This is a genomic window from Bacteroidota bacterium, assembly GCA_016706255.1.
In the GTDB taxonomy this organism is placed as follows: domain Bacteria; phylum Bacteroidota; class Bacteroidia; order Chitinophagales; family BACL12; genus UBA7236.
In genome coordinates this window covers 703,839-727,485 of record JADJJZ010000029.1, presented here as the reverse complement: position 1 = coordinate 727,485, position 23,647 = coordinate 703,839, and the positions used below count along the sequence as shown (strand labels likewise).

The following is a 23,647-nucleotide window of genomic DNA, read 5'->3' as shown; positions in this document are numbered from 1 at the left end:
TAAGTTTGTTCTTTAGAAGGTTTAACATAACTTTTACAAAGTTGAGTTAAATAATAAAAAGTCAATTCTATTCATTCAAAACCAAATCTATGAAAAAATTAGCCGCTTTGATGCTGCTGATTCCTTTTTGTTTGGTATCTGTTGCCTTTGCGCAAAGCAGAACCATAACAGGAACAATCACGTCAGCCACAGACAATGAGCCCTTACCGGGGGCAACAGTACTGGTGAAGGGGACTACAACGGGAACTATTACTGACCTGGATGGTAAGTATGTGTTGGTTGTGCCTCAGGACAAAGATGTTTTAGTATTCACATTCTTAGGCTTTAAAATGCATGAAGAAACCATTGGTGCCAGAAATGTTATCAATGTTTCTTTGGAAGAAGACGTTTTAGGCTTGGAAACTGTGGTTGTTACCGCTTTAGGTATTCCTAAAGAAAAACTTTCCTTGGGTGTTTCCACTCAGGAAGTAGGTGGTGACCGTGTTGCCAGTTCCGGAGAAACTAACTTGATTGAAGGTCTTTCTGCGAAAGCAGCGGGTGTTCAGGTAGTTGGATCTTCAGGTAGCCCTGGTGCATCCAGTAAAATTATTATTCGTGGACCATCAACATTTACTAACGAAAATCAACCTTTAGTAGTTATTGACGGTGTGCCAATTGATAACTCTACCAATAGCACTGTTGCGGGTGACTATCCGTTTAACGCAAACTTAAATGGTGTAAATAACTCAAACCGTGCAATCGACGTTAACCCTGATGATATTGAAAGTATCAACATCCTGAAAGGCCCTGCTGCTGCAGCTCTTTATGGCTCACGTGCGGGTTCAGGTGCAATCATTATTACAACAAAACGCGGTAACAAAGCTGGTGATAAAGCGGTGCATATTAATTTTTCTTCTACGTTAGAAGTAAATCAAGTAAGCAATATTCCTGCACAACAACAGTTATACGCACAAGGAACCGGCGGTGGTAAAATCAATAACGATGGTGTTGTTGAACCTGAAGGTAACTTTATTGAAGCTGACCCGGGTCCTGACCAATTATGGGATACTGATGATGATGGATCTGCAGGTACTGCAAGTAGCTGGGGACCACTGCTTTCAAATATTGGTTTAACTGCAACAGATAATCCGGGCGACTTTTTTGAAACCGGTTTAACTTATAATAATAACCTGGCAATTAGCGGTGGTACCGACAGAGGTTCATTGCGTTTGTCTATTGGTAATACTCAAGACAATGGTGTTATTCCAAATTCGAATTACGACAGAACTTCAGTTCGTGTAAATTCAGATATGCGCATCTGGGATAAATTCAGAATTGCTGCTGACGGTAACTACATAAATTCAGGTGGAACAAGATCACAAAATGGTAGCAACCTTTCAGGTGTTATGTTATCATTATTGCGCACACCGGTAAGCTACGATTTATCTTCAGGTTATGAATATCCTACAGGTGCAAACAGAAATTATTTTTCTGCTTATGATAATCCTTACTGGACAATTAACAATAACCCGTTTACTGATAATGTAAATCGTTTATTAGGTAATTTCTCAGCTATTTATACACCTTGGGATTGGGCAACAGTAACTTATCGCATTGGAACAGATTCATATACTGACGAACGCAAACAAATTTTCGCAATTGGTTCAAACGACCCTGCAAATGCACCGGCGGACAAATTGAAGAAAATTCAATTCGTTACAATCAGGTATATAGCGATTTAATTATTTCTGGTTCAAAAGATTTAAATGAAAACTTTTCTTTAAATGTAACTTTAGGTAATAACCTCACTGATATCGACATTAATTATTTATATGCTCGTGGTCGTGATTTAACTATTCCTGATTATTACAATTTATCAAATGCTTCTGATTTATATGCTAGTCAATCAACAACTAAACAGCGCAGCGCTGCGTTTTTTGGTGAACTTGGATTAGATTTCAAAAGCTTAATTTTCTTATCAGTTTCAGGAAGAAATGAATGGTCATCAACTTATGGTCCTAACCAGGGTTCTGCATTCTTCCCTTCAGTGAGCGGTGCATTTGTATTCAGCGAATTAATGAACACAAATAATATTTTCTCATTTGGTAAAATTCGTGCTGCTTATGCGCAGGCAGGTATTGAACCACAACCTTATAGTGCTAATACATATTTTATACCACCACTGTATACTGATGGTTTTACAGATGGTTATAGCTTCCCTTACCTCGGACAATCAGGTTTTGGTTACAGCCAGTTAAATACACTTGGTAACCCTGATTTAAAACCTGAACGTTTAACAGGTACTGAAGCAGGTTTAGAATTAAAATTCTGGAAAGGCCGTATCGATTTCGATATGACTGTTTACAAACAAGAATCATCTGATATCTTATTAGTTAAACCAATTGCCTCAACTTCAGGATTTAGTTATGTTTACGATAACGCAGGTGCAATGGTTAACAAAGGAATTGAGTTAACATTAAATGCTGACATCGTTAAGAAAAAAGATTTAACATGGAACATCGGTGGTAACTTCAGCAAAAACGAAAATGAAGTAACACAATTAGCTGATGGTGTTGATGAAATTGAAATTGAAGCCGGTTTCGGTGACCCTGGTGCTTATGTAATCGTTGGTCAGCCTTACGGTTTATTATACGGTTCACAATGGGCTTATAATGATAATGGTGATTTATTAATCGACGGTTCAACAGGCTTACCAATTTTTGATACTATTTCAGGTGTAATTGGTGATCCATATCCGGATTGGTTAATGAACATCAATACTGCTTTAACCTGGAAAGGTTTAACATTAAGCGGATTATTAGATATCAGAAAAGGTGGTGACATCTGGAATGGTACTAATGCACGTATGAACCGTATCGGTATTTCTGAAGCATCAGGCGAACGCGATCACACTTTTGTAATTGAAGGTGTTATTGAACAACCTGATGGTTCTTATACACCAAACAATATCGAAATTGCTCCTGAAGATTATTGGGGTGATTACCTTGGTGACTTTGGTGCATCATCACAAGCAATTCAAGATGGTGGCTGGGTACGTTTACGTGAAGTTAAATTGGCTTACCAGTTTAACCTCGATCCAAAAAATGTTGTGAAAGCATTAAATATTTCAGCAACAGGACGTAACCTTTGGTTAAAAACAGATTACACAGGTGTTGACCCTGAAAACAGCTTAACCGGTGCAGGTTCTAATATTTCCGGTTTCGACTGGTTTAACAACCCTGGAACAAAATCATATTTGTTCACAGTAAGTGCATCATTCTAAAACATAAAAAATTATTAATATGAAAAAGATATTTTTAATAATTGCCGCACCTATCATCCTCTTTGGTTCAGGATGTAGTGGCTGGGTTGATGATGTATCTACATCACCTAACTCACCAACAGAGGTTACTCCGGCATTGTTACTTACGGTATCAGAAGTTGCTATGCAATCTTTATATACCGGACAATTAGCAAGAACCTCATCTATATTAATGCAACATTCTGCAGGAAACGATTTCCAGATGATTGATATTCGTGATTATAAAATCACTGAACAAAGTAATACCAACGAATGGAAAACATTTTATGCAGATGCATTAATTAACCAACAGGAATTAATTAATGTTGCCGGCGCAGAAAATCCTTATTACAGAGGAATTGCAACGGTATTAAAATGTATGACCATTGGTTTGGCAACAGACTTTTATGGTGATATTCCTTATTCACAAGCATTAAATGGTTTAGATGCAACAACAGAAGCATTAAACCCTGCTTATGATTCTCAGGAAAGTATAATTGCTGCTATTCAAAATGAATTAAACGGTGCTATCACTGATTTATCAGCACCTGCAACTTCAAATGCATTATTACCCGGAGCTGATGATTTTATTCATAATGGCGATGTTTCTATGTGGATTAAAGCTGCTTTCATGTTGAAAGCCCGTTATGCAAATCGTTTAAGTGAACGTGATGCTACAGGTTCTGCTAACGATGCACTTGCATTTTTAGCTTCTGCAGGTTTAAGTTCAAATGCTGATAATACTAATGCAATATTTGGTATTAATGGTAATGAATTAAACCCTTGGGCTTCATTTAATACAACTCGTGCGAACTACATTAAAATGGGTGAATTTTTCATCAATTTATTGTCTAGTACTAATGACCCACGTTTACCATTATATGCAACTTTAGATGATGATGGTGGTTTTTCAGGAGTAGCAACAAATTCAGAAGATCCTACGGCTTCAAATACAGGCCCATTATATTCTTCAGATGCTAATCCATTACCACTGCTTACTTATTATGAAATGAAATTTATTGAAGCTGAAGCTCAAATGCGTTTAGGTAATACCGGCGCAGCTGCAACTGCTTACAATGATGCTGTTAAAGCAAACATTTTAGCTACAGTAGGCGCTCCTGATCCAACTTATGAAGCAGCTAACGCAAGCGAAACTGCAGGCACAATTACTATGGAAAAAATCATGACCCAGAAGTATATCGCAATGTTTACACAGTGCGAAACTTGGGCTGATTGGAGAAGAACCGGTTTACCGGCTTTAACTCCTAATCCTGATGGAATTGTTGACGGCATTCCGGTTCGTTTCCCAACTTGTATCGATGAACGTTTATACAACAGCAATGCAGTTGTTATCGGCGACATCTTAGCACCGGTTTGGTGGGATAATTAATAATTGACTTTTTAAATAGAAAAAGGCGGCTCTCGGGTCGCCTTTTTTATTTATAATACTATTTCAATAACAATTAAAACGATTGATACTTAACAACTATCTGTGTAACAATGAAAAGAAAATAACGTGCGAATTACTGAGCAGTAATAGTTATATGCTATTCTTTAACTATATATTAAAACAAAAGCAATTAAAAATAATCTACTGTAATTTCAATATCGGTATTTCTGCCTTTATCATCGCTGCAGCTGATTTTGGTTTTGCCTTCTTCTGGTTCAAAAAAAACAGGTGTTTTTGCATCAGACTCAGTCAATAATTTATCATTAATATACCAAAAAACTTTTTTCACATCTGAACCTACATTAGCATTCAGCATCATTTTTTGTTTATCCAGTTTGTCGATATAATAATCCAGCTGATTTACAGGAGAGGTAATTACAGGTGCGCCATCTGAGAAAACTCTTTCACAATCAGGATTATGAACGGGAATTAAATTTACCGGAATGTTTTTCGACTGCATCCAACTGATAATTTCCGGACTGTAATGTTCATACATTTTTACTTTGTATCCATTTTCAGGTAAACAAGTTGTGCAGTAACTTATTTTTTCCTTTTCATCAACCTTCACTTCAATTAGATGATCGCAAGTAATATTTTTTGAGATGCCGGGTAAATAATAATCCAGCACCACATTCTGACAAAAATCTGCAGGGTTTTTTCCGGTAACAGCACATACATATCTGAAATTGACTGATTCAGGCATCGTGTTCCATTCCTTATTATTTTCGTTTTCTATTGCATTAAATAAATTAAACAACAGGGGAGTGGCAACATTTGCCCCTGATAATTCAGGAACACCTTTTCCCGAGAAATTACCTACCCACACACCAATGGTATAATTATTATTATAACCAATGCTCCACGCATCTTTGCGACCATAACTCGTACCTGTTTTCCATGCTATGAGCGGCACATTTTTAGCGCTCTGATAAAAATTCGGTAAATCAGGTCTGGTTAATTGGGTCAGAATTTCGGTAATCATAAACGCGGCGCCCGGACTAAATGCCTGAATAAAAGCAGTATCCTCATCCGACTGCAACCATCTGATATGACTGTAGCGGCCCTGATTAGCAAAAGCACTGTATAAACGCGTTAATTGTTCTAGGGTAACACCACAACCACCTAAAGCCACAGAAAGGCCAAGGTCGTTTCGTTTTTCATCTATTGTGGTAAAATCACAATTGATTAATGTATTTAAAAAATTATCCATGCCCATTTCACTTAATGTTTTTACAGCCGGAACATTTAATGAATGCGATAAGGCATATTCTATTGTTACATTACCATTATAATCTTCATCATAGTTTTCCGGGCTATAGCCTGAATAATTTACAGGAACATCAGCAATTATACTTTGAGGTGTTTGTAATCCTTCATCAAAGGATAGCGCATATAACAATGGTTTTAATGTACTTCCCGGCGAACGAATTGCCTGCACACCATCCACCTGTCCGCCATCAGCAGTATTAAAAAAATCGCCTGAACCTACATAGGCAACTATTTGATGTGTGTGATTATCAATTACAATTGCGGCGCCATTATGAATATCTAAACCCCATAATTGTTTTACATAATCTCCAACCAATTTTTCAGATTGCATTTGAGTTTCTGCAACTAAATTTGATTTAATAATTGGCTGCTCCGGATAACGATATTTTAGTCTTGTTGAAAAATGGCGTGCCAGTTTTGGACCTTCTGTTCTAAATGCAGTAAAAGGTTCCTGTATGGCATCATTAATTATATCTTCCTCAAATAAATGCGCAGATTTAAATCGTTCCAACCATTTATTTCTTTCCCGAACAATAATATCATTATTTATTCCGGGACGTAATGATGTTGGTCTATTGGGAATAATGGAAAGCGCTGTTAATTCCGCCAAACTTAATACCTCAGGTGTTTTTTCAAGATATAAAACAGAAGCCGCTTTTACTCCTTCGATATTGCCACCATAAGGAACCAGATTTAAATACATTTGTAAAATTTCCGGCTTACTATACAGCATATCAATCTGTAAGGCGCGGAACATTTCTATGAGTTTATTGCCATAGGTTCGGTCTTTAGGCGACAATAATCGTGCAACCTGCATGGTGATGGTTGAAGCCCCTGAAGTGCGGTTTCCGCTGGTAATATTATTATATAACGCACGCAAAATTGCAGCAGGATTTACACCGGGATGTCGGTAGAAATATTTATCCTCTTTGTAAATAATTGCAGTTTGCATTTCAGGTGTAATCTCCTCCAGCTCGGTCATCATGCGCCATTTTTCATCGGAGGTTAAAAATGCATTTAATACGGTGCCGTCACGTGCTGTTACGATTTGCGAATATTCAATTTGCACCCGCATCGGAAAAATGATATTGAGCAAAAAAAATAAACCCAGTATACATGCAAATGTCAATAAAACAACACGCGCCCATCTAAGCACACGATGGGTTTTAATTGCCTTATGCACAACCAAAATTTTCGACCGGATTTTTTCCTCAGTCCACATACTTATTGCAGGAAATAAAATTTGTATTTATTGGGAATTTCCGAATACATAATTGTAGTATTATTTAACTCAAAATCCAGAATAATATTATCGGATATTTTAATTTGTTTGCCTGCGTAAAATGCATGTAAACGTTTATCTAAATCGGTGTAAACAACCACATTCTTATCAGCTTTTATTTTTTCCGGGTAAAAGGTTTCTACAGTAGTTAATTCCGCATTCGTATAAACTTTAAAATAATTATTGTTATCTACATAATACAATACATTATCAACTACCTTATAAAACAAAGGCATTTGTGATTCCAATTCTACAATAATGCCTTTATCAAACACTAAAAATTTACCCATATCATCAATATAAGCCACCATGTCATCGCCTGCAGCAAATAGTGGTAATGCATTCTGCATGTCGTATACCAGTTGCGCATTACAATAATTTGGTAAACCATCATCTTCAATGCTGCCGGGAATTTCGAGACAAGTACTTTGAGTCACATTGTAAATTTCATGTATCTGTCCGTCGTAAAATATTTTCAAATAATTATAACTATCGATATATGCAACAATATTTGCACCGGCATCCACTTTTAATGGCATGTAATCATCTAAATCAGTTTTATCACCATGGAAATACACTTTAAATTGATCGAGGTGATTTACATAAGCAATAATATTATCACCGGCCAGAATTTTTTTTGCGGGATGTTGCTCGAGTTCTACAAATTTTTCGTTTTCGTACACATAAAAATATTCTGAATAATCATGCATAGCAGCAATACTATCACCAAATGCAAATGGATTTTGCTGAATATTACCCAGATATTTACGTGTGCTGCCATTAAAAACGGAAAAGCTGCCACCGGTTGCATAGTAGAGATAATAGTCGGTGTTTTTATAAAAATTTGGATTTGAAATCTCCAATCTTTTTTGTTCGTGATTGGCGTAATAAGTCAGGATGCCGGTATTGGAAATGTAAGCAATGCTATTTGCTGCAGGCTGAGCCGAAATTATACGTTGTGCTTCAAGATGTATCAGCTTTCCCCCATCGTTCACATAATAGTCGCCCTGAGCATCTGTATACCCCAACATGGCCTGTGCATGCAGCGAAAAGCTGCTAAATAATAGGCTGAGGAGACAAATTATTGTTACCGGTAAGAATTTCATTTGATTTATGCGCATAAAAAACGTTCGTATTCCCAATAAAGGTATGATATTTGTAAAAAATTGAATTAAATAAAATCCCAAACGATGAAACGAATTTTTATGTTATCCATTTTTTCGGTTATAAGCGGCTTCTTCCTACGTGGGCAAGGGGTTGATGTAAAAACTTTACCTCCTCTGGATGAGCTGGGCACCGGTACTTTCGAGGGAAAGCAGGGTGGTTTATACCCGAATGGCAGCAATAGCATGCCAAAAGCCTTTTATGATGATGCCGTGGCAATGGCGAATTCGATACAACCTTTAAATGCGGAAGGCAAACCGGATCCAAATGGTAAAATTGGTTTGGTCACAATTGGTGCATCCACAGTTGCTATGTTCAGCAAAGGGTTAGAAGATATGGTTCCGCAATACAAAGGTGTGAACAGGGAGCTGACTTTTGTGAACTGTGGTATCGGCGGACAAGATTTGAGTGATATTATGGAACCTACGGCTAATTACTGGAAGGTAATAGATGCCCGCTTAAAAGAATCAGGGTTAAGTTTTGATCAGGTACAGGTGATCTGGTTTCAGGAAGATAATTTACGTAACCGTGAAAATGGTGTTGAAGCCAGAGGAAAGCAATTAGTTGATGACTTCGCTTATATGGTGCGTTTTTGCAAAAAACATTATCCGAACCTGAAATTGTTTTATGTAACCGGCCGACATACCACTGAATTTATGCCACCGGAAGGAAAAGATAAACACCGTGAACCAAAAGCTTATATCAATGGATGGGCATGTAAGTGGCTCATTGAAAAACAAATAAACGGTGATAAAGATTTAGCCTATAAAGGAGAAAATGCAGTTGCGCCATTATTATTATGGGGACCTTATTTTTGGACGCAAGGAGATAAACCGCGTGCTGATGGTTATACTTGGAATAAACAATTAGTGAGCAACGATGGGGTTCATCCAACAGATGCAGGTATTCAGCGTGTTTCAAAAGACTTAGTGGATTTCTGGAGTACTGACCCGGTTTCTCAATTATGGTTTTTAGAAAATCCTGCCGGCGCGAAACCGGTTGCAGAAGAAGATTATATGCATGTAATGATTAATAAAACCGTGGTTGAAAATATAATGTATTCCAACATTGGCGAAAGATTCCGCATTGCAGTGGTAAAAGATTCAGTCGTGGTATTTAAAGATGATAAAGCGAAACGTTCTGAAAATTTTAATGTCGAAATAAAAGAACCCGGCGAATACAAATTTGTAATAAATGATGAAGCAGACCATGCAATAGCGGGCAAATTTATTATTGATGAAGATATGGATGTTAAAGTTCCTGCAGAAACAACCGAATCAGCATCAACAGAAGTTAAACCCGGAAAAGTAATTGACCCGAATGCACCTGCTTGGGTGGTAAACGGAACAAATAAATTACCAAAACTGGAACGTATTATGCGCGGTCATGATACCGTGAAAGCGGTTGTTTTAGATGGTTCAGGTAAAGTATTACTTGAAATTGAGGATGTGTTGAACAAACATACCGATTTAAATGAATTACTGGAACGCGGAGAATACGCAATGAAATTTTATGATGCTGATGGAACAGAAATTCCATTACCTGAAGAATTTAATTCTTCCGTGCGTATAAAATATTAAACTTAGTAATAAACAATATTTAAAGAGATGTTCTAACCGGACATCTCTTTTTTTATTCTAATATATCCACTTGCAGATTATCCATATACGTGGTTGAAGTGCCACCTGCATTCCACATCGATACTTCAATATGATTAAATGCCTTTGAAGGTATTTTTACATCATATATGATGTGTTTTTTAATATTTGATTCCATGATGCGGTGAATGCGGACGAATTTTGATTTTATTATAATATCATCTTGTTTAAATGTAATCATGTATTGTGGCATTTTCCAAAAATCCCATGTAATACCGGGTGTAATAAAGTCACCCGACACCCTGAGCCATTTTGTTCCTTCAGGTGGTAATGGTACTGCGTATGGTTGAGTATCTTGATTTGTTTTGTTTACAAATAAACTTTTTTTACCACCTAATTTTGCTGTTGTATCAATATGTAACGTATCATTTTCTATATCATTAAAATAAAGTGGTTTTGGATTTGTTGCATTACCCCGATATTTTTCATTAGTGTCTAAAAAACGTTTGATGTCTTTATCTATCGATAATCTGCAAAACGTTAACCAGAAATAAGTTCTATTGGTATTTTCTGCGTCCAGAATACTTTGTTTATTATGTGCCTGAATGGTGAGTACAATATTATAGTAGGCGGTAAATAACAAAATTAAGCTAACGGGAATAACAATTATTTTTTTAGATTTAATTAATGCGCTGAAAAACGCAGCAATCGGGAAACACAATAACGCATACGATTCAACCATACTGCGTTGTCCAAGGCTACCACCATACCACCAGATAGACCAACTGAATACAATATAGATATTCATTAGGGTGAACAATAAAATGCCCCAAAAAAACTGTTTATGTTGTTTATATAAAAAAACAAAACCCGGAACTATAAAAGCCATAAACGGTGTATATAACCACCATCCCTTTTTATAAGAAAAAAGTCCATCTTTAAAATGCGGTGTTGACCAGTCGAAACCCTGCTCTTCATAACTATAAAATAAAAAATGCCCGGTGGTTATTTTCCAATAGAGTAATTGAATAGAACCGACAAGTGCTACCATTAAAATAAACATAATGGTTTGTTTACGTTGACGGAGCAAAAATAAAATTCTCGATTTTATATCTCCGGTTTGTTTAACACCCCATAAAAGCGGAATAAGTATTATGAGAATATCCGTTGGGCGAATAAGTGCTGCCAAACCACATAATATGCCAAGAATGATTGCAAATTTTATTTTGGGATTTTCATAATATTTAATCGTAAACCAGATGACACAGGTAAATACGGTAAAAACTAAATTATGCGTCATCGCATTATCGATGGCGCTGTAATTAAGATAATTCGTTGCGAAAACCAATGCTAATATTGTAAGGCCTGTTGCAGTTTCAGAAAAATAGCGCAGTAATATTTTTCGCAATACCCATAAGCCTAAAAATGCATAAAACAAGCAACCAAGGCTTAACATGATTTGATAGGGTTTGGAAAATCCATCCGCATTTAAACCGGCAACATTGGCCCAGGTATGTGCTATAAAAAACCAGGGTGCGTACAAAATGGATGCACCTATAGGATATTTCATGGTATAGTTTCCATTAGGCAATAAAACACCTTGATAGGCACCGGGTGTATATTTATATTTTTCATTCATCGCTTCCTGAAAAGCAAGATGATGCACATCGTGATATATAAATATTGCTGGCAGATATAAATAATAACCTGCCACATCGTAAGAAATAGTAGCTTCTGACCCTTGCTTGGTAAATTTTGGGTAATAGGTTAAAAAAGCAAGAATGAGGATATAACTTAGCAGTAATGCGATTAGGGAAAATCGTTTCATTACTGCTAAGTTAAAAACTTATCGTGAAATTTTCACAATACCTGCGCCATTATAACTGTGGTATTCCTCATTATACATTGCATCTGCCATTACAGGTCCCATTTTGTAAACGCCCGGTGACACAGCCCTTACCGTATAATAATAATTCGCACTGTTTGCACTCGCATAGGTGTATAAATTAATGCGGTCGTCGCGAATATCCTCGTATTGAGCCGATGATTGATCGGTTATCCAATTTAAACTGGAAGTTGCTCGCAAACGGTCGTTTTCAATTTCAAAACCGGCAGGTAAAATATCGGTGATTACCACATTTTCCACATAGGTTCCGGTAGCACTTACAAGCGAAATTTTTACAACAATCAAATCGTTTTGTTTTACATTTTTCAAATCAATTTGTCGGCCCCAACGGTCGTAAAATGTTTTGCGGACACGTAAATAATTATCTTCCTGCTTAAACGAACCATCAGCTGTAACGCCTTTTGTAACCCAGAAATAGTATAATTTTCCTGTTCCGCTTGTGGTGATATCAACTTTAGCATTAATCATTGATTTATCATCCAACACTAAATTTTTACCTGAGAATTTTCCAATTTCTTTTCCGTTTGCAGTAATAGATGCAGTTACAGTGGCATCTTTTGTTTGCCTTGCCAGTTTTCCAAATGCCAGAAACGCAAATGAACGTTCCTGTGTATTTAAATAATACTGATTTTTCATCATTTCGGATAATTGTTGTGCAAGTCTGCCAACCTGCTGATTATCCGGATCAGTTTCCAGCAAACAGTTTAATGCAATTGCACGGTCGCGGATAGGCGAGTAGAAACTACCACCAAACACCTGCTTCGACTCTTCGCCGGTAAATTCAGATGGCAATAATTTTTCAAAACTTTTTTTATCACCTGCCAATAAATAACTCATGGCCAATAAATATTTACCATCAAGCGGTACCACACTTAAATTCGCTTTATAATAGTTCATGGTTGAAACTTCCGCTTTGCCTGCCAGTGCCAATACATACATGGAATAAAATACTTCTTTCGAAGCCATTTCTTTACTCAAATTGCCATTGTAGTAATACACAAAAGTTTTCTTTTGCTTCAACATGTTTTTCAAATAACCGAGCGATTTATTCACCACTTTATCATCCACATCAAATCCTGCTTTTTTAGCTTCCAACATAAAATGTGTCGCATAAATGGTTCCCCACCAGCTTTCATAACCTTGTCCCGGCCAATACATTAATGCGCCATTATACATCTGCATACTTTCCAGTATTCTGATACCTTCCTGAACATTATATGACGGATTAATGTCCTTGTTTTCTTTGCCATAAATATCCTTCACTAAATCGCCGTAATAAATTTGCGGGAATACAGATGAAGTAATTTGTTCAACACAACCATGCGGATAGGTTACTAAATAATCCAAATCATCTGCGAATTGAACAATAGGGGAGCGACTGACAATTAATTTTGCTTTGGCACCATCGTTCACAAAATTATTGGTAAGTGAAAGTGTTTGCGATTTATTTCCATCAATTGCACCGGAGCCGGTATATTTTTGTAATGATGCCGGTGGACGCACACCAATTTCAATATTATCGCTAAATGTTTCATTCAGCGCATTTACACTAACTTTTACTTTCGCATTTCCTGTTTGATTGGTAGCAACCATTTTAAATTCAACACGCGCTTCTTTATTTGCGGATGCACTGAATGATATGTTGTTACTGCCCGCAACTTTTAGCGGACCCTCTGCGCTGATAGTTACTTTTCCGGATGCATTTTTACCTGTTGTATTAGCTAAGGTAACCGGAACTGTAATTGTGTCGCCGGGACTTAAAAAGCGTGGGAGACTGGTTGTTACCACAATTGGGTCGGCAACTTTCATGTGGGTTTCGCTGCTGCCAAACATGTCGTTTTTATAGGCTACAACCATTACACGTAAATCGCCACTGAATTGTGGAATATCAATATCAAATTTTGCTTTGCCGGAGGCATCTGTTTTTAAGGTGCCGCTCCAATATGAAACTAATTTAACACGATTGGCTGTCATCGGATTTAACCTTGCTGCGGCGTCTCCACCATCACCACCACTTAATAATTTCTTTAAATAAATTTCAGGATATAAATATGCATATAAATCGTAACTCATTACACCCAATGCATGTTGCATATAAAAATAATCGTATGGATCAGGGGTTTTGAAGTTTTTAATCTGCAAAATACCCTCATCAACCACAGCTACCGTAACCTCTGCATTTGGAGCCGTTTTTATTTGTATGGATTGTTTTTTATTACTGCGTGTATTTTGTTCGTGTGTAACCACTACATCCAGTTTTTTAACCGGATTATCCACTTTTAAATTGGTAATACCATGTGCAACGGTAAGTGGCATCTGACTATCATCAGCAGGTCGGAATAAAGTTGCTGTGATGTACACATTCGGCACATATAAATTATCCATTTTTAATTTTAAACTCGCCGATTTTTTATCGGTATCCAGATAATAATATTCATACACTTTATTTCTTTCAACCGTTACCAATAACTTACCATTAAATGGTGCAGTAAATAAAATGTTTGCTTCTTCACCTGTTTTGTAAGTTTCTTTATCTGCTACGATATTAATATTGCCTTCATTGTCAACTTCAAATGAATTACTTTGCGTGTTGCCCCAGCCGTAAGCATAAAAGTGCTGACTTACATAAGTAGTTGCATTTGGGAATTTTACACGTACTTCGTACTGACCGGATAATTGCGGTGTAAACCACACAGCAGTTGCATCTCCTTTAATAGTGAGATTTTGTGTGCTCTGCAATTTTTCTACCTGATTGGAGCGGTAAGTATAATACGGACCACTCTTTTCGATAATGGTTTCGTATTCATGTTTAATTATTTCAACAACAGCTTCCGTGTTTACTGATTTGTCATCTTTATCAACTGCAGCTAACGGAATTTTAATTGCCTGTTTTGTTTTTATGTAATAATCAAAATCCCCAATACCAAGTAATACATTTTGTGTAATTACTTTAAAATCCTGTACATCATAAACCGGTCTGCCTGATTCATCAAATACCGTTGTCAAAATGCGGCCATTTAATATACCAAGATTTACATATTCAGATGGAACATCAAATACTGCGGTCGCTTCACCATTATCGTCGGTAGTGCCTTCAGTTGTTTTTGCAGGTAAATAACTTTCACCCCCATAAATAGCAAAGTTATATGAAGGGAATTTTTTTGATGAAAAATAATATCTGTTCAAACTTAATTCAGCTTCCCAGTTTCGTTCAGAAGCCGGAGTGCCATATAAATTATCTGCGCGTATGTCTGCTTTTAATTCATCACCGGGATAATATTCTTTTTTCTTAAGTGCAGATTTTACTTTGATGCGGTCAGGCATAAATTCTTCAACACTAATGTAATCGGTAGTAAGTAATACATCGTTTGAAGTATATAATTCAACAGTATAAGTACCGGTAATTGCAGTTCTTGGCAATTCAATTGCTGTTTCAAAACCACCTTGCTCTGTCAAAGTTTTTTTAACCGATTTAAATTCTTTTCCCGAAGGAGACAATATTTTTATTTTCACCGGAATACGCGGTAAAATCTGCCAGTCGTAGGTTCTGATAATACCCGCAATATGCATGGTTTCGCCGGGACGATATAAATCGCGTTCCGGATACAAAAATCCATCCATATTACTATCATTCAATCGTTTACCGCCAACATCGAATCGCGAGGTGGAAACGATAGTTTGATTAAATGGCAGAAAGTTATAATCTGACCCGTTTTCAGCAGTAATTAAATTAACACTAAAATCAGGCATATTTGTTTTTAATCCGGTGAATCTTGCTACACCATTTTTATCGGTAGTTGCGGTATATAATTTTTGATTATTACTACTGATAAAATTCACTTTAACACCGCTCATTGGTTCTGCAGTTTGAATGGCATTGGCAAAAACTACCAACTCATCTTCAGTTGCTTTAGCAATTAATCCGATATCAGATAAAGAAACAACCTGTGCATCGGTAAGCCACTGTTTTTCAAGTGATGATACTTTAACAACATATATACCATTAAACTTTTCTAATTTATCTACAAAATCGAGATGCAACACGCTGGCTGCATTATATTTTTCCAGTTTTGCCGTTTCATATTCTTTTTCATAAACAACATTGCCGTATAATTCGGTATTTACATCCTGGTAATCGAAATAATCCCAGTAATCAGATTCCTCATCGTATTCTTCGTACCATTCATAACTAAATCCGTTGCGCATAAATGCGAGGATATTATTTTCATAAATTTTTATGACTTCAACTTTTACTTTCGGAATGTTTACGATACGCACACCTAAATTGCGGCTGCCTTTTGAGCCCATATAGCGGCCTTTGGTGTTGGTAAAGCTGATGGAAGGTTCCAGTTCACCGAACGTAATAGATTGCTCATATTTGTCAACCATTTTACCACCGGCGACTCCAAATAATTGTTCAGATAATATAATGGTATATGTTTGATCAGCAAGAAATGATTCGCTGCTGATAATTAATCCGTTCATCGATTTTTCGATGTTGAGGCTAACAGGTGGCTGTGTAGTTACCAGATTTTCAACATTGGCATTTCCAATTTGCTGATTGGTAATTACATGTATCGTTCCTAAAATACCATTGTGTTCGGCAGTAACATCTTTTATTTCTAAATTTTCAATTTCAGGAATTTCTACTTCTAAACGTATAACATTATCGGTTACATAAACACTTCCCGGTGAACCAATTCCTTTTGCAACACCAAATACTAATTTGCGGTCGTCTGTTTTTGGGTCGATATTATGAATAGCAACCGATATTGTTTTTGCAGTTTGCGTCGTATTAACGCGGACTGATTTTGTTTCGCCATTACTTTTTACAGTTAGTAATTTTGAAAGTTTTGCTGCGTCAACGGTGGCATTAAATAATAAATCGGCATTTAATAATATTTCGCCGCTGGCATCATCTTTAGTCCAGTATAAATTTGCTGTTTTTAAATCTAATAATGCTGTATTAAAATACATGGGCGATTTTTTCACCGCCAATCGGATATCGGTATAATCATAAACCGATTCGCTCACCGAAACACTATATTTTTCACTTTCCGCAAAACCGGAAGTGGGAGAGAAGGTAATTTTATCGCTGGAAACAATTTTAAATTTTCCCGCTACTTTAGGTTCTATGGTAAGTAATTCGGCATCAACCCATTTGTCGAATAAGGTATCGTTAAACAGATGCTGGTTGAGGGTAAATTCCAGATTTTGAGTAACGCTGATTTCGTCCTCAAAATTTGTAGAATCAATAGCAATAAGGTTTCTGTCTGAATTACAAGAGGTTAAACCGAGTATAAGTATACTCAGCCAAATAGCAGGGGCCCGCATAGCGTTGGGAGGTTTTGAGTGTTGGTGAATTGAATTAGTATTAAAACGTTAATTATAACACAGAATTGTATGTAATTATAGTAATTATTTTTCAAACCCTGCAATTGGTTTAATAACTGCATGCTCCTTATTGATAAGTGCACAAAGGATTTAAGCTTATAGAAAAAAAATATTTGTTTAATTATTTGGAAATGTAATAAAACATACCTAAAATCGTAGCGTCTTACCACTATATTGTTTAACTAAAATATATCGACTATGGTCATTACATTCGACGAGCTACGACACATTAAAGACACGCTCCCGCACGGCAGCATGGAGCGTATCGCACAAGAGCTTCACATTGAAGTAGATGCAGTTAGAAATTACTTCGGAGCAGAACATTTTGAGGCGCCGGGGAAAATTGCGGATGTGCATTTTGAAAAAGGTTTAGGCGGGGGAGTGGTCAGGCTGGAAGACACGGCCATACTTCAATGTGCCATGCGCATATTGGAGGAAAGCAAACATGTGCAAACATTAAACTGATTCTTTTCATACTTGAATAATTCGCCCATTTGGTTTTCGGACTAAATGGGCTTTTTTGTGGAAAGTAACCTGCTGTGACCGGCGTTGAGTCGATGTCTGCCCCTGACCCGACTGAACAGGCTACGAAATAAGTGGCTATGAAAGCTTAAATATGAAGTAACCGGCAAATTACATCTCCCCCCAAAAAAAAAGCACCCCTAAGGATGCTTAAAATGTTATTATAAAAACGGATTATTTGCTTAACCCACGGCTTCTTTAACCAAATCGGCTGCTTCACGCAATAAAATTGCAGATCGCACTTGTAATCCGCTGTCGTCGATCATTTTTTTAGCTTCTGTTGCATTGGTGCCTTGTAAACGCACAATAATTGGCACATTAATATTACCAATCGATTTATATGCATCGATAATACCCTGAGCAACACGGTCGCAACGCACAATACCACCAAATATATTCACTAAAATGGCTTTTACGTTCGGGTCTTTTAAAATGATATTAAAAGCGGTTTCTACACGTTTAGCATCAGCAGTACCGCCTACATCGAGGAAGTTTGCCGGACTACCACCGCTTGATTTAATAATATCCATGGTTGCCATTGCTAAACCGGCACCATTTACCATACAACCCACGTTACCGTCCAATTTCACGAAATTAAGACCTGCTTCGCCGGCTTCAACTTCGGTTGGATCTTCTTCCGTTTTATCGCGCATCACCAAAATATCCGGATGGCGATATAACGCGTTTCCGTCAATCACACATTTGGTATCAACGGCAATAATTTTGTTATCGGATGTTTTTAAAACAGGGTTGATTTCGAGCAGTGAGCAATCGTTGCCAACATAGGCATTGTAAAGGCTGGTGGTAAATTTCACCATATCTTTAAACGAATCGCCTGTTAAACCCAGATTGAAAGCAACACGGCGCGCCTGAAACGGCATAATGCCCACAGAACTGTCGATCCACTCTTTATGTAATTTTTCAGGGGTATGTTCGGCCACTTCTTCAATGTCCATACCACCTTCGGTAGAATATACAATTACGTTTTTTCCTTTTTCACGATCAAGTAATACACTCATGTAAAACTCTTTGGTATCGCTTGGTCCGGGATAGTAAACATCGGTTGCAATAAGCACTTTATTTACTCTTTTACCTTTTGGTCCTGTTTGCGGGGTAATCAGGGTTGCACCAAGAATAGCCTGGGCTTTTTCATACACTTCATCAAGGCTTTTTGCCACTTTTACACCACCTGCCTTACCACGGCCACCCGCATGTATTTGCGCTTTTACCACCCAAATGGTTGTTCCGGTCATTCCCTGCAATTGACGCGCAGCTTCAACGGCTTGTTCGGGTGTGTCAACAGGAATTCCCTCCTGAATTTTAACACCATAACGTTTTACGAGTTCTTTACCCTGATATTCGTGCAGATTCATTTTCGTATATATTTTGCGCAAATATATTATAAAGCAGGCGGAGTTATTGTATTTACAGGCTTGAAGTTGGGGAAATAAAAAACATTTTAATGATAAATTAACTCAAAGGCTTTATCTGCAGGGGTTTTGAGCGAATTTAACACTTTTGCCGCCGTGTTGAAATATCATAATTCTGTAAAAATGGTACTGGCGCGAATCTTGTATAACATTCCGCTATAATTTTGTAATTGTATCAGCGTTTATAGAGTATGAAATACGGAATAATAATTATCGCTTTAGTAGTTTCCGCACAGGTTTACGGACAACAGGCAAGAATGAGTGCTCAAACATTTGCAGCATTTACACAAACTCTGGTAACAGAGCAAAATACCAGCACTTCTGGCAGTTTTATTACAACAACATTACCGGCTACCGGCTCAACAGTAGGTTCAACTACAGATGGTTATACCGGAACTCCGGCAACAACAGGTGTTGTGGAAAGCACCAGCAATGTAGTTGTGCAAGAAGAACTTGTTGCAGGACGAATTGCTTCGGGTGAAGGTTTATTGAATGATAAATTCGATACTTCATTCAATAAAATAAAAGAATGGATTTCCCATTTCTTCGATAAAAAATAAATTCGGATTACAATTTCATTACCGCATCTAAACCGCGGTATAATCCTTTTAATCCTATCACTTTTCTGATGGCATATAATGCGCCGTCAATATATGGTTTGGTCGGATCAATGGCATCGTGCCTTATTTTTAATCGCTCAGCACCTGTGCCGAAAATTATTTCGCATGAATTATTAAAGCCGGGTAAACGAATAGAATGAATTTGTGTGCCTTCAACATTTGCTCCGCGACTTTCTTTTTTACCAACAACATTTTCAACCGGGATTTTTTGGTCGGCCGATTTTATTTTCGCTAAACGCGATGCCAGTTCATTGGCTGTACCGCTTGGTGCATCGGGCTTTCCGTCGTAGCTGTATTCAATAATTTCACGACTCGGAAAATGTTTTGCTGCAAGTTCGGCAAACTGCATCATTAAAACAGCAGATAATGAAAAATTACCCGCAGCAATTACACCAACCTGATTGGCAATCGCTAATGCATTTATTTCTTCAAAATCTTTATCCGTTAATCCGCTTGTGCCAACAACCACATTTACTTTTTCCTGAATGGCACAAATTACATTACGTTTTACAACCGATGCATGTGAAAAATCAATAACGATATCCGGATTTTTTTGTAACGCGAAAATAATATCATCATAAATGCAGGCATCAATATTTTTATTATTTAATACCTCACCTAAATTTTGATCATTATAATTTTTTGCCAATGCACTTACAATTTGTAAATCGGATGATTCGGCAATTGCTTTTGATAAATGGGCACCCATTTTTCCGGTTGCTCCTGCTACACAAATACGCGTTTTCATTGCTTATGATTTAGGTTAAAAGTAAGCATACATTTTTAATAAAAGTATGATTTATGTTAAACCATGCACTTATAAAAATCGCAAACACAAATAACAGGAACAAAAAAATGATTATCCGATTTTAAGCGAACGCATGGAAATGGAACCTGCTGTGGTTTTATCGTTAAAAAACTGCAGACTTTCATTTTTTTCCTGCAGGGCTATGGAATACAACAGTGGCAGGTAGTGGTCGTTAGTAGGCACCGAAAGTTCTGCGGCTTTGCCCAGGGTTTTGTAATTAATTATCGGGTCGTGATCACCTTTTTCGAGTAATTCCTTAATTTTTGTATCAAACTCAATCGCCCAATCGAAGGCGATATCCTGCATGGTAAATAAACGCAGATTGTGCACAATATTTCCGCTGCCAATAATGAGCACACCTTTTTTACGCAAATCTTTTAACTGCTGCGCTAATTCATAGTGGTATTGCGGTGTTTGGTAATAATCGATACTTAATTGAAACACCGGAATATTTGCTGCAGGAAACATTTTATTCAGCACACTCCAGCAACCATGGTCGAGCCCCCATTCGTTATCGAGTTCAACTTTTGTTTTGGTAATTAATTGTTGTGTTTCGAGCGCAAATTCAGGCGAACCGGGTGCGTTGTATTGCACATCAAACAATGCCTGCGGAAAACCACCAAAATCGTGAATCGTTTCAGGTTGAGCTACAGCACAAACTCTGGTGCCACGGGTAAGCCAGTGGGCAGACACACAGAGGATGGCTTTTGGCACGGTAAGTAGTTTACCGGCATCAGCCCAGCCGCGACTAAACTCATTATCTTCAATGGCGTTCATCGGGTTGCCATGACCAATAAATAAAACCGGCATTTTTACGTCGGTTTCTTCTGAAAACTGATTTTTAAACTGATTGAGTTGCATAGATGTAAGTAGTCCTAATCCCCCAAAACCAAGGGCTCCGGCTTGTATAAATTTCCTTCGGTTCATTGAATGGATAAAATTAATAAATTATTATTCAATATGTATGTATATACATATAATTTAAACCATAGGCGAAAAATAAAAGTTCCAAAGCGCACAAACCTTATGCGCACACCGTTTCAACCTGAACGTGACATAAAACTGCTCATTTTACAGCGATAAAACCCTACCTTTGCAAACAAAATAAAACAATGAGCGGGAAAGCAGTAGCGCAATCGTTTACCACATTTACAGAAATCGTTATGCCCAACGATACCAATCCGATGCATAATTTAATGGGAGGCAATTTATTAAAATGGATGGATATTGCCTGTGGAATTTGTGGCGGAAAACACGCGAATAAAATTGTGGTTACCGCTGCGGTAGATAATGTGTCGTTTAGTCGCCCAATTAAAATCGGCGATATTGTTACCATTACTGCACAAGTTACACGTGCGTTTAATACCAGCATGGAAATTTTTGTGGAAGTGTTTAAAGAAAATTATCGCTCATCAGAAAAAGTAAAATGTAATGAAGCATTTTTAACCTTTGTTGCATTAGATGATGATGGTCGCCCGGTTGCCATTCCTGAAGTATTACCGGAAACAGAAGATGAACACCGCCGTTTTGTTTCTGCATTGCGCAGAAGAGAGTTGCGCCTTGTTTTAGCAGGAAGAATGAAACCCGAAGAAGCTAAGGAACTTAAACAAATATTTTTACAATAATTGTAGTAAAAAATAAATTTCTGATAACATGAAATCACGTGTTTTGTTATTGTTTTGTTGTTTGCAAATTACGCTCACACATGCACAGGTTAAACCACAATCATACGCAAAAGGGGAACTGGTAAAAGCAACGGTAATTATAGAATTTGTAAAAATTGGAAACGATTATTGCAGTTTAACACCACAAATAATTCCGAATTACGACAGCTCAAGAAAAATGGGCGATAAATCGTTTGTATTTATTCCGGTTGCACGCGTTAATTACGATTGTCTGGCGTATGATACCACCATAATTAAAACAAATGTGCTTGCAGCAGAATCTTATTTAAACCCTGACCCGACGGGCATTCCGTTCGATAATAATGCAATATGGGAATCATTCACCATTCAAAAAACAAGTTGTTATAATTCAAAGGCTGTTTACACGCGCGAAGGTGCAACAGCAGGAAGTGTTTTTGTTGCGTTTAATATTACCGCCAAAGTAATTCGTTACACCGATGGAATATTTTTTGTTGAACAATTAGGTCGCGTTGCAAATGATCCGAATTATCCAAAAAGTAAATGTTTTCCAACAAGTTTAAAAGGGTGGAATAATTTTTATGTGTTGGATGTATTGCAGGAGATTTCATTTTTAGATGCAAGCCAGTTAAAGCAACTCAAATTTACACAGGTTAATGTTGGTGCAATTTGTCTCGGCGAAGAGTGAGTTGATGTGCGAAGGTGCTAATGTGCGAATGTACCAATGTGCGGATGTACCAATTAACCCAATTACCAATTTGTTGATGCACAGATTAACCCAATTAATGTATATATAATTTAACAGCCAATTTTGGGCAGCGCAATTTTTCACACGAAGAAATGCCCAACCGGCTTTTCGTTGCAACAAACCTCTTAAGCTACATTTTTCCAAGTTGTAATTGAGCGTTGATTATAAATTAAAAGGTAAAAATGTAATGCTTACTCCGAATCCGGCTGTTAATCAGCACATCAGCACATTAACACATTAGCACATTGGGTTGTTTGTTTCCACTACAATCCGGTGCAAGAGTTAATTAGTCGAATCTATCAACTAAACCAATATTTCACTCCTACGGAGTTGGTGGATCTAAATGGGCATTTGTTTTTGCTGGGCATTTGTTTTTGCTAAAAATATGTAACTCCTACGGAGTATGGTGAATTGAAAATTGCATTGTTGCTACAAAGGTTTCACTCCTACTGAGTTTATGGATCTAAAAATGGAATGGTTGCTACAAACGTTACACTCCTACGGAGTTGGTGTGTCGAAATAAATGTTGATTG

Annotated in this window: 15 protein-coding genes; 8 read left to right on the top strand and 7 right to left on the bottom strand. The window is 37.2% G+C overall.

Annotation, left to right across the window (positions count from 1 at the left end):
* The first annotated feature begins 89 nt into the window (after window positions 1-89).
* Genes IPI65_21060 through IPI65_21050 form a run of 3 tightly spaced genes read left to right on the top strand, consistent with a single transcriptional unit; the run spans window position 90 to window position 4,670 of the window.
* Entirely contained in the window at window positions 90-1,721 is a 1,632-nt protein-coding gene (locus tag IPI65_21060; GenBank protein MBK7443922.1) for a carboxypeptidase-like regulatory domain-containing protein, read from the top strand.
* Window positions 1,676-3,262: a TonB-dependent receptor gene (locus tag IPI65_21055; GenBank protein ID MBK7443921.1), complete on the top strand. Its 1,587-nt coding sequence runs from the start codon at window positions 1,676-1,678 to the stop codon at window positions 3,260-3,262. Before IPI65_21060 ends, IPI65_21055 begins: the two co-directional genes overlap by 46 nt.
* A gap of 19 nt (window positions 3,263-3,281) precedes the next feature.
* Window positions 3,282-4,670: a SusD/RagB family nutrient-binding outer membrane lipoprotein gene (locus IPI65_21050; protein MBK7443920.1), complete on the top strand. Its 1,389-nt coding sequence runs from the start codon at window positions 3,282-3,284 to the stop codon at window positions 4,668-4,670.
* 190 nt (window positions 4,671-4,860) lie between these two features.
* Here the strand turns inward: IPI65_21050 and pbpC are convergent, their stop codons facing one another.
* Window positions 4,861-7,221, bottom strand: a complete 2,361-nt coding sequence (gene pbpC / locus IPI65_21045; protein ID MBK7443919.1) for a penicillin-binding protein 1C — start codon at window positions 7,219-7,221, stop codon at window positions 4,861-4,863.
* A 2-nt stretch (window positions 7,222-7,223) separates the two neighbouring features.
* Complete coding sequence (locus tag IPI65_21040) at window positions 7,224-8,387, bottom strand: hypothetical protein (protein ID MBK7443918.1); 1,164 nt, start codon at window positions 8,385-8,387, stop codon at window positions 7,224-7,226.
* An 84-nt stretch (window positions 8,388-8,471) separates the two neighbouring features.
* On the opposite strand from IPI65_21040, the gene IPI65_21035 reads away from it, so the two are divergent.
* On the top strand, window positions 8,472-10,025 hold the full coding sequence (locus IPI65_21035) for an SGNH/GDSL hydrolase family protein (GenBank protein ID MBK7443917.1): 1,554 nt from the start codon (window positions 8,472-8,474) through the stop codon (window positions 10,023-10,025).
* Between the two features lie 52 nt (window positions 10,026-10,077).
* Here the strand turns inward: IPI65_21035 and IPI65_21030 are convergent, their stop codons facing one another.
* Both IPI65_21030 and IPI65_21025 read right to left on the bottom strand, forming a co-directional pair.
* Window positions 10,078-11,871, bottom strand: a complete 1,794-nt coding sequence (locus tag IPI65_21030; GenBank protein MBK7443916.1) for a glycosyltransferase family 39 protein — start codon at window positions 11,869-11,871, stop codon at window positions 10,078-10,080.
* Window positions 11,872-11,889: 18 nt separating this feature from the next.
* Window positions 11,890-17,283, bottom strand: coding sequence for an alpha-2-macroglobulin family protein (locus tag IPI65_21025; GenBank protein MBK7443915.1), 5,394 nt, complete (start codon window positions 17,281-17,283; stop codon window positions 11,890-11,892).
* A 258-nt stretch (window positions 17,284-17,541) separates the two neighbouring features.
* On the opposite strand from IPI65_21025, the gene IPI65_21020 reads away from it, so the two are divergent.
* Complete coding sequence (locus tag IPI65_21020) at window positions 17,542-17,808, top strand: DNA-binding protein (protein ID MBK7443914.1); 267 nt, start codon at window positions 17,542-17,544, stop codon at window positions 17,806-17,808.
* Between the two features lie 239 nt (window positions 17,809-18,047).
* Here IPI65_21020 and sucC read toward each other — a convergent pair whose 3' ends face one another.
* Window positions 18,048-19,238: an ADP-forming succinate--CoA ligase subunit beta gene (sucC, locus tag IPI65_21015; protein MBK7443913.1), complete on the bottom strand. Its 1,191-nt coding sequence runs from the start codon at window positions 19,236-19,238 to the stop codon at window positions 18,048-18,050.
* Window positions 19,239-19,486: 248 nt separating this feature from the next.
* Between sucC and IPI65_21010 the strand changes: the two genes are divergently transcribed.
* Window positions 19,487-19,855 (top strand): hypothetical protein, encoded by a 369-nt coding sequence (locus IPI65_21010; GenBank protein ID MBK7443912.1) that lies wholly within the window; start codon window positions 19,487-19,489, stop codon window positions 19,853-19,855.
* 7 nt (window positions 19,856-19,862) lie between these two features.
* Here IPI65_21010 and IPI65_21005 read toward each other — a convergent pair whose 3' ends face one another.
* Together IPI65_21005 and ygiD are read right to left on the bottom strand one after the other, a co-directional pair.
* Complete coding sequence (locus tag IPI65_21005) at window positions 19,863-20,663, bottom strand: 4-hydroxy-tetrahydrodipicolinate reductase (GenBank protein MBK7443911.1); 801 nt, start codon at window positions 20,661-20,663, stop codon at window positions 19,863-19,865.
* A gap of 111 nt (window positions 20,664-20,774) precedes the next feature.
* A complete protein-coding gene (gene ygiD / locus IPI65_21000) occupies window positions 20,775-21,650 on the bottom strand; it encodes a 4,5-DOPA dioxygenase extradiol (GenBank protein MBK7443910.1) in 876 nt (291 codons plus the stop codon).
* Window positions 21,651-21,835: 185 nt separating this feature from the next.
* On the opposite strand from ygiD, the gene IPI65_20995 reads away from it, so the two are divergent.
* Together IPI65_20995 and IPI65_20990 are read left to right on the top strand one after the other, a co-directional pair.
* Entirely contained in the window at window positions 21,836-22,348 is a 513-nt protein-coding gene (locus tag IPI65_20995) for an acyl-CoA thioesterase (GenBank protein ID MBK7443909.1), read from the top strand.
* A gap of 28 nt (window positions 22,349-22,376) precedes the next feature.
* Entirely contained in the window at window positions 22,377-23,054 is a 678-nt protein-coding gene (locus IPI65_20990) for a hypothetical protein (protein ID MBK7443908.1), read from the top strand.
* The last annotated feature ends 593 nt before the right edge of the window (window positions 23,055-23,647 follow it).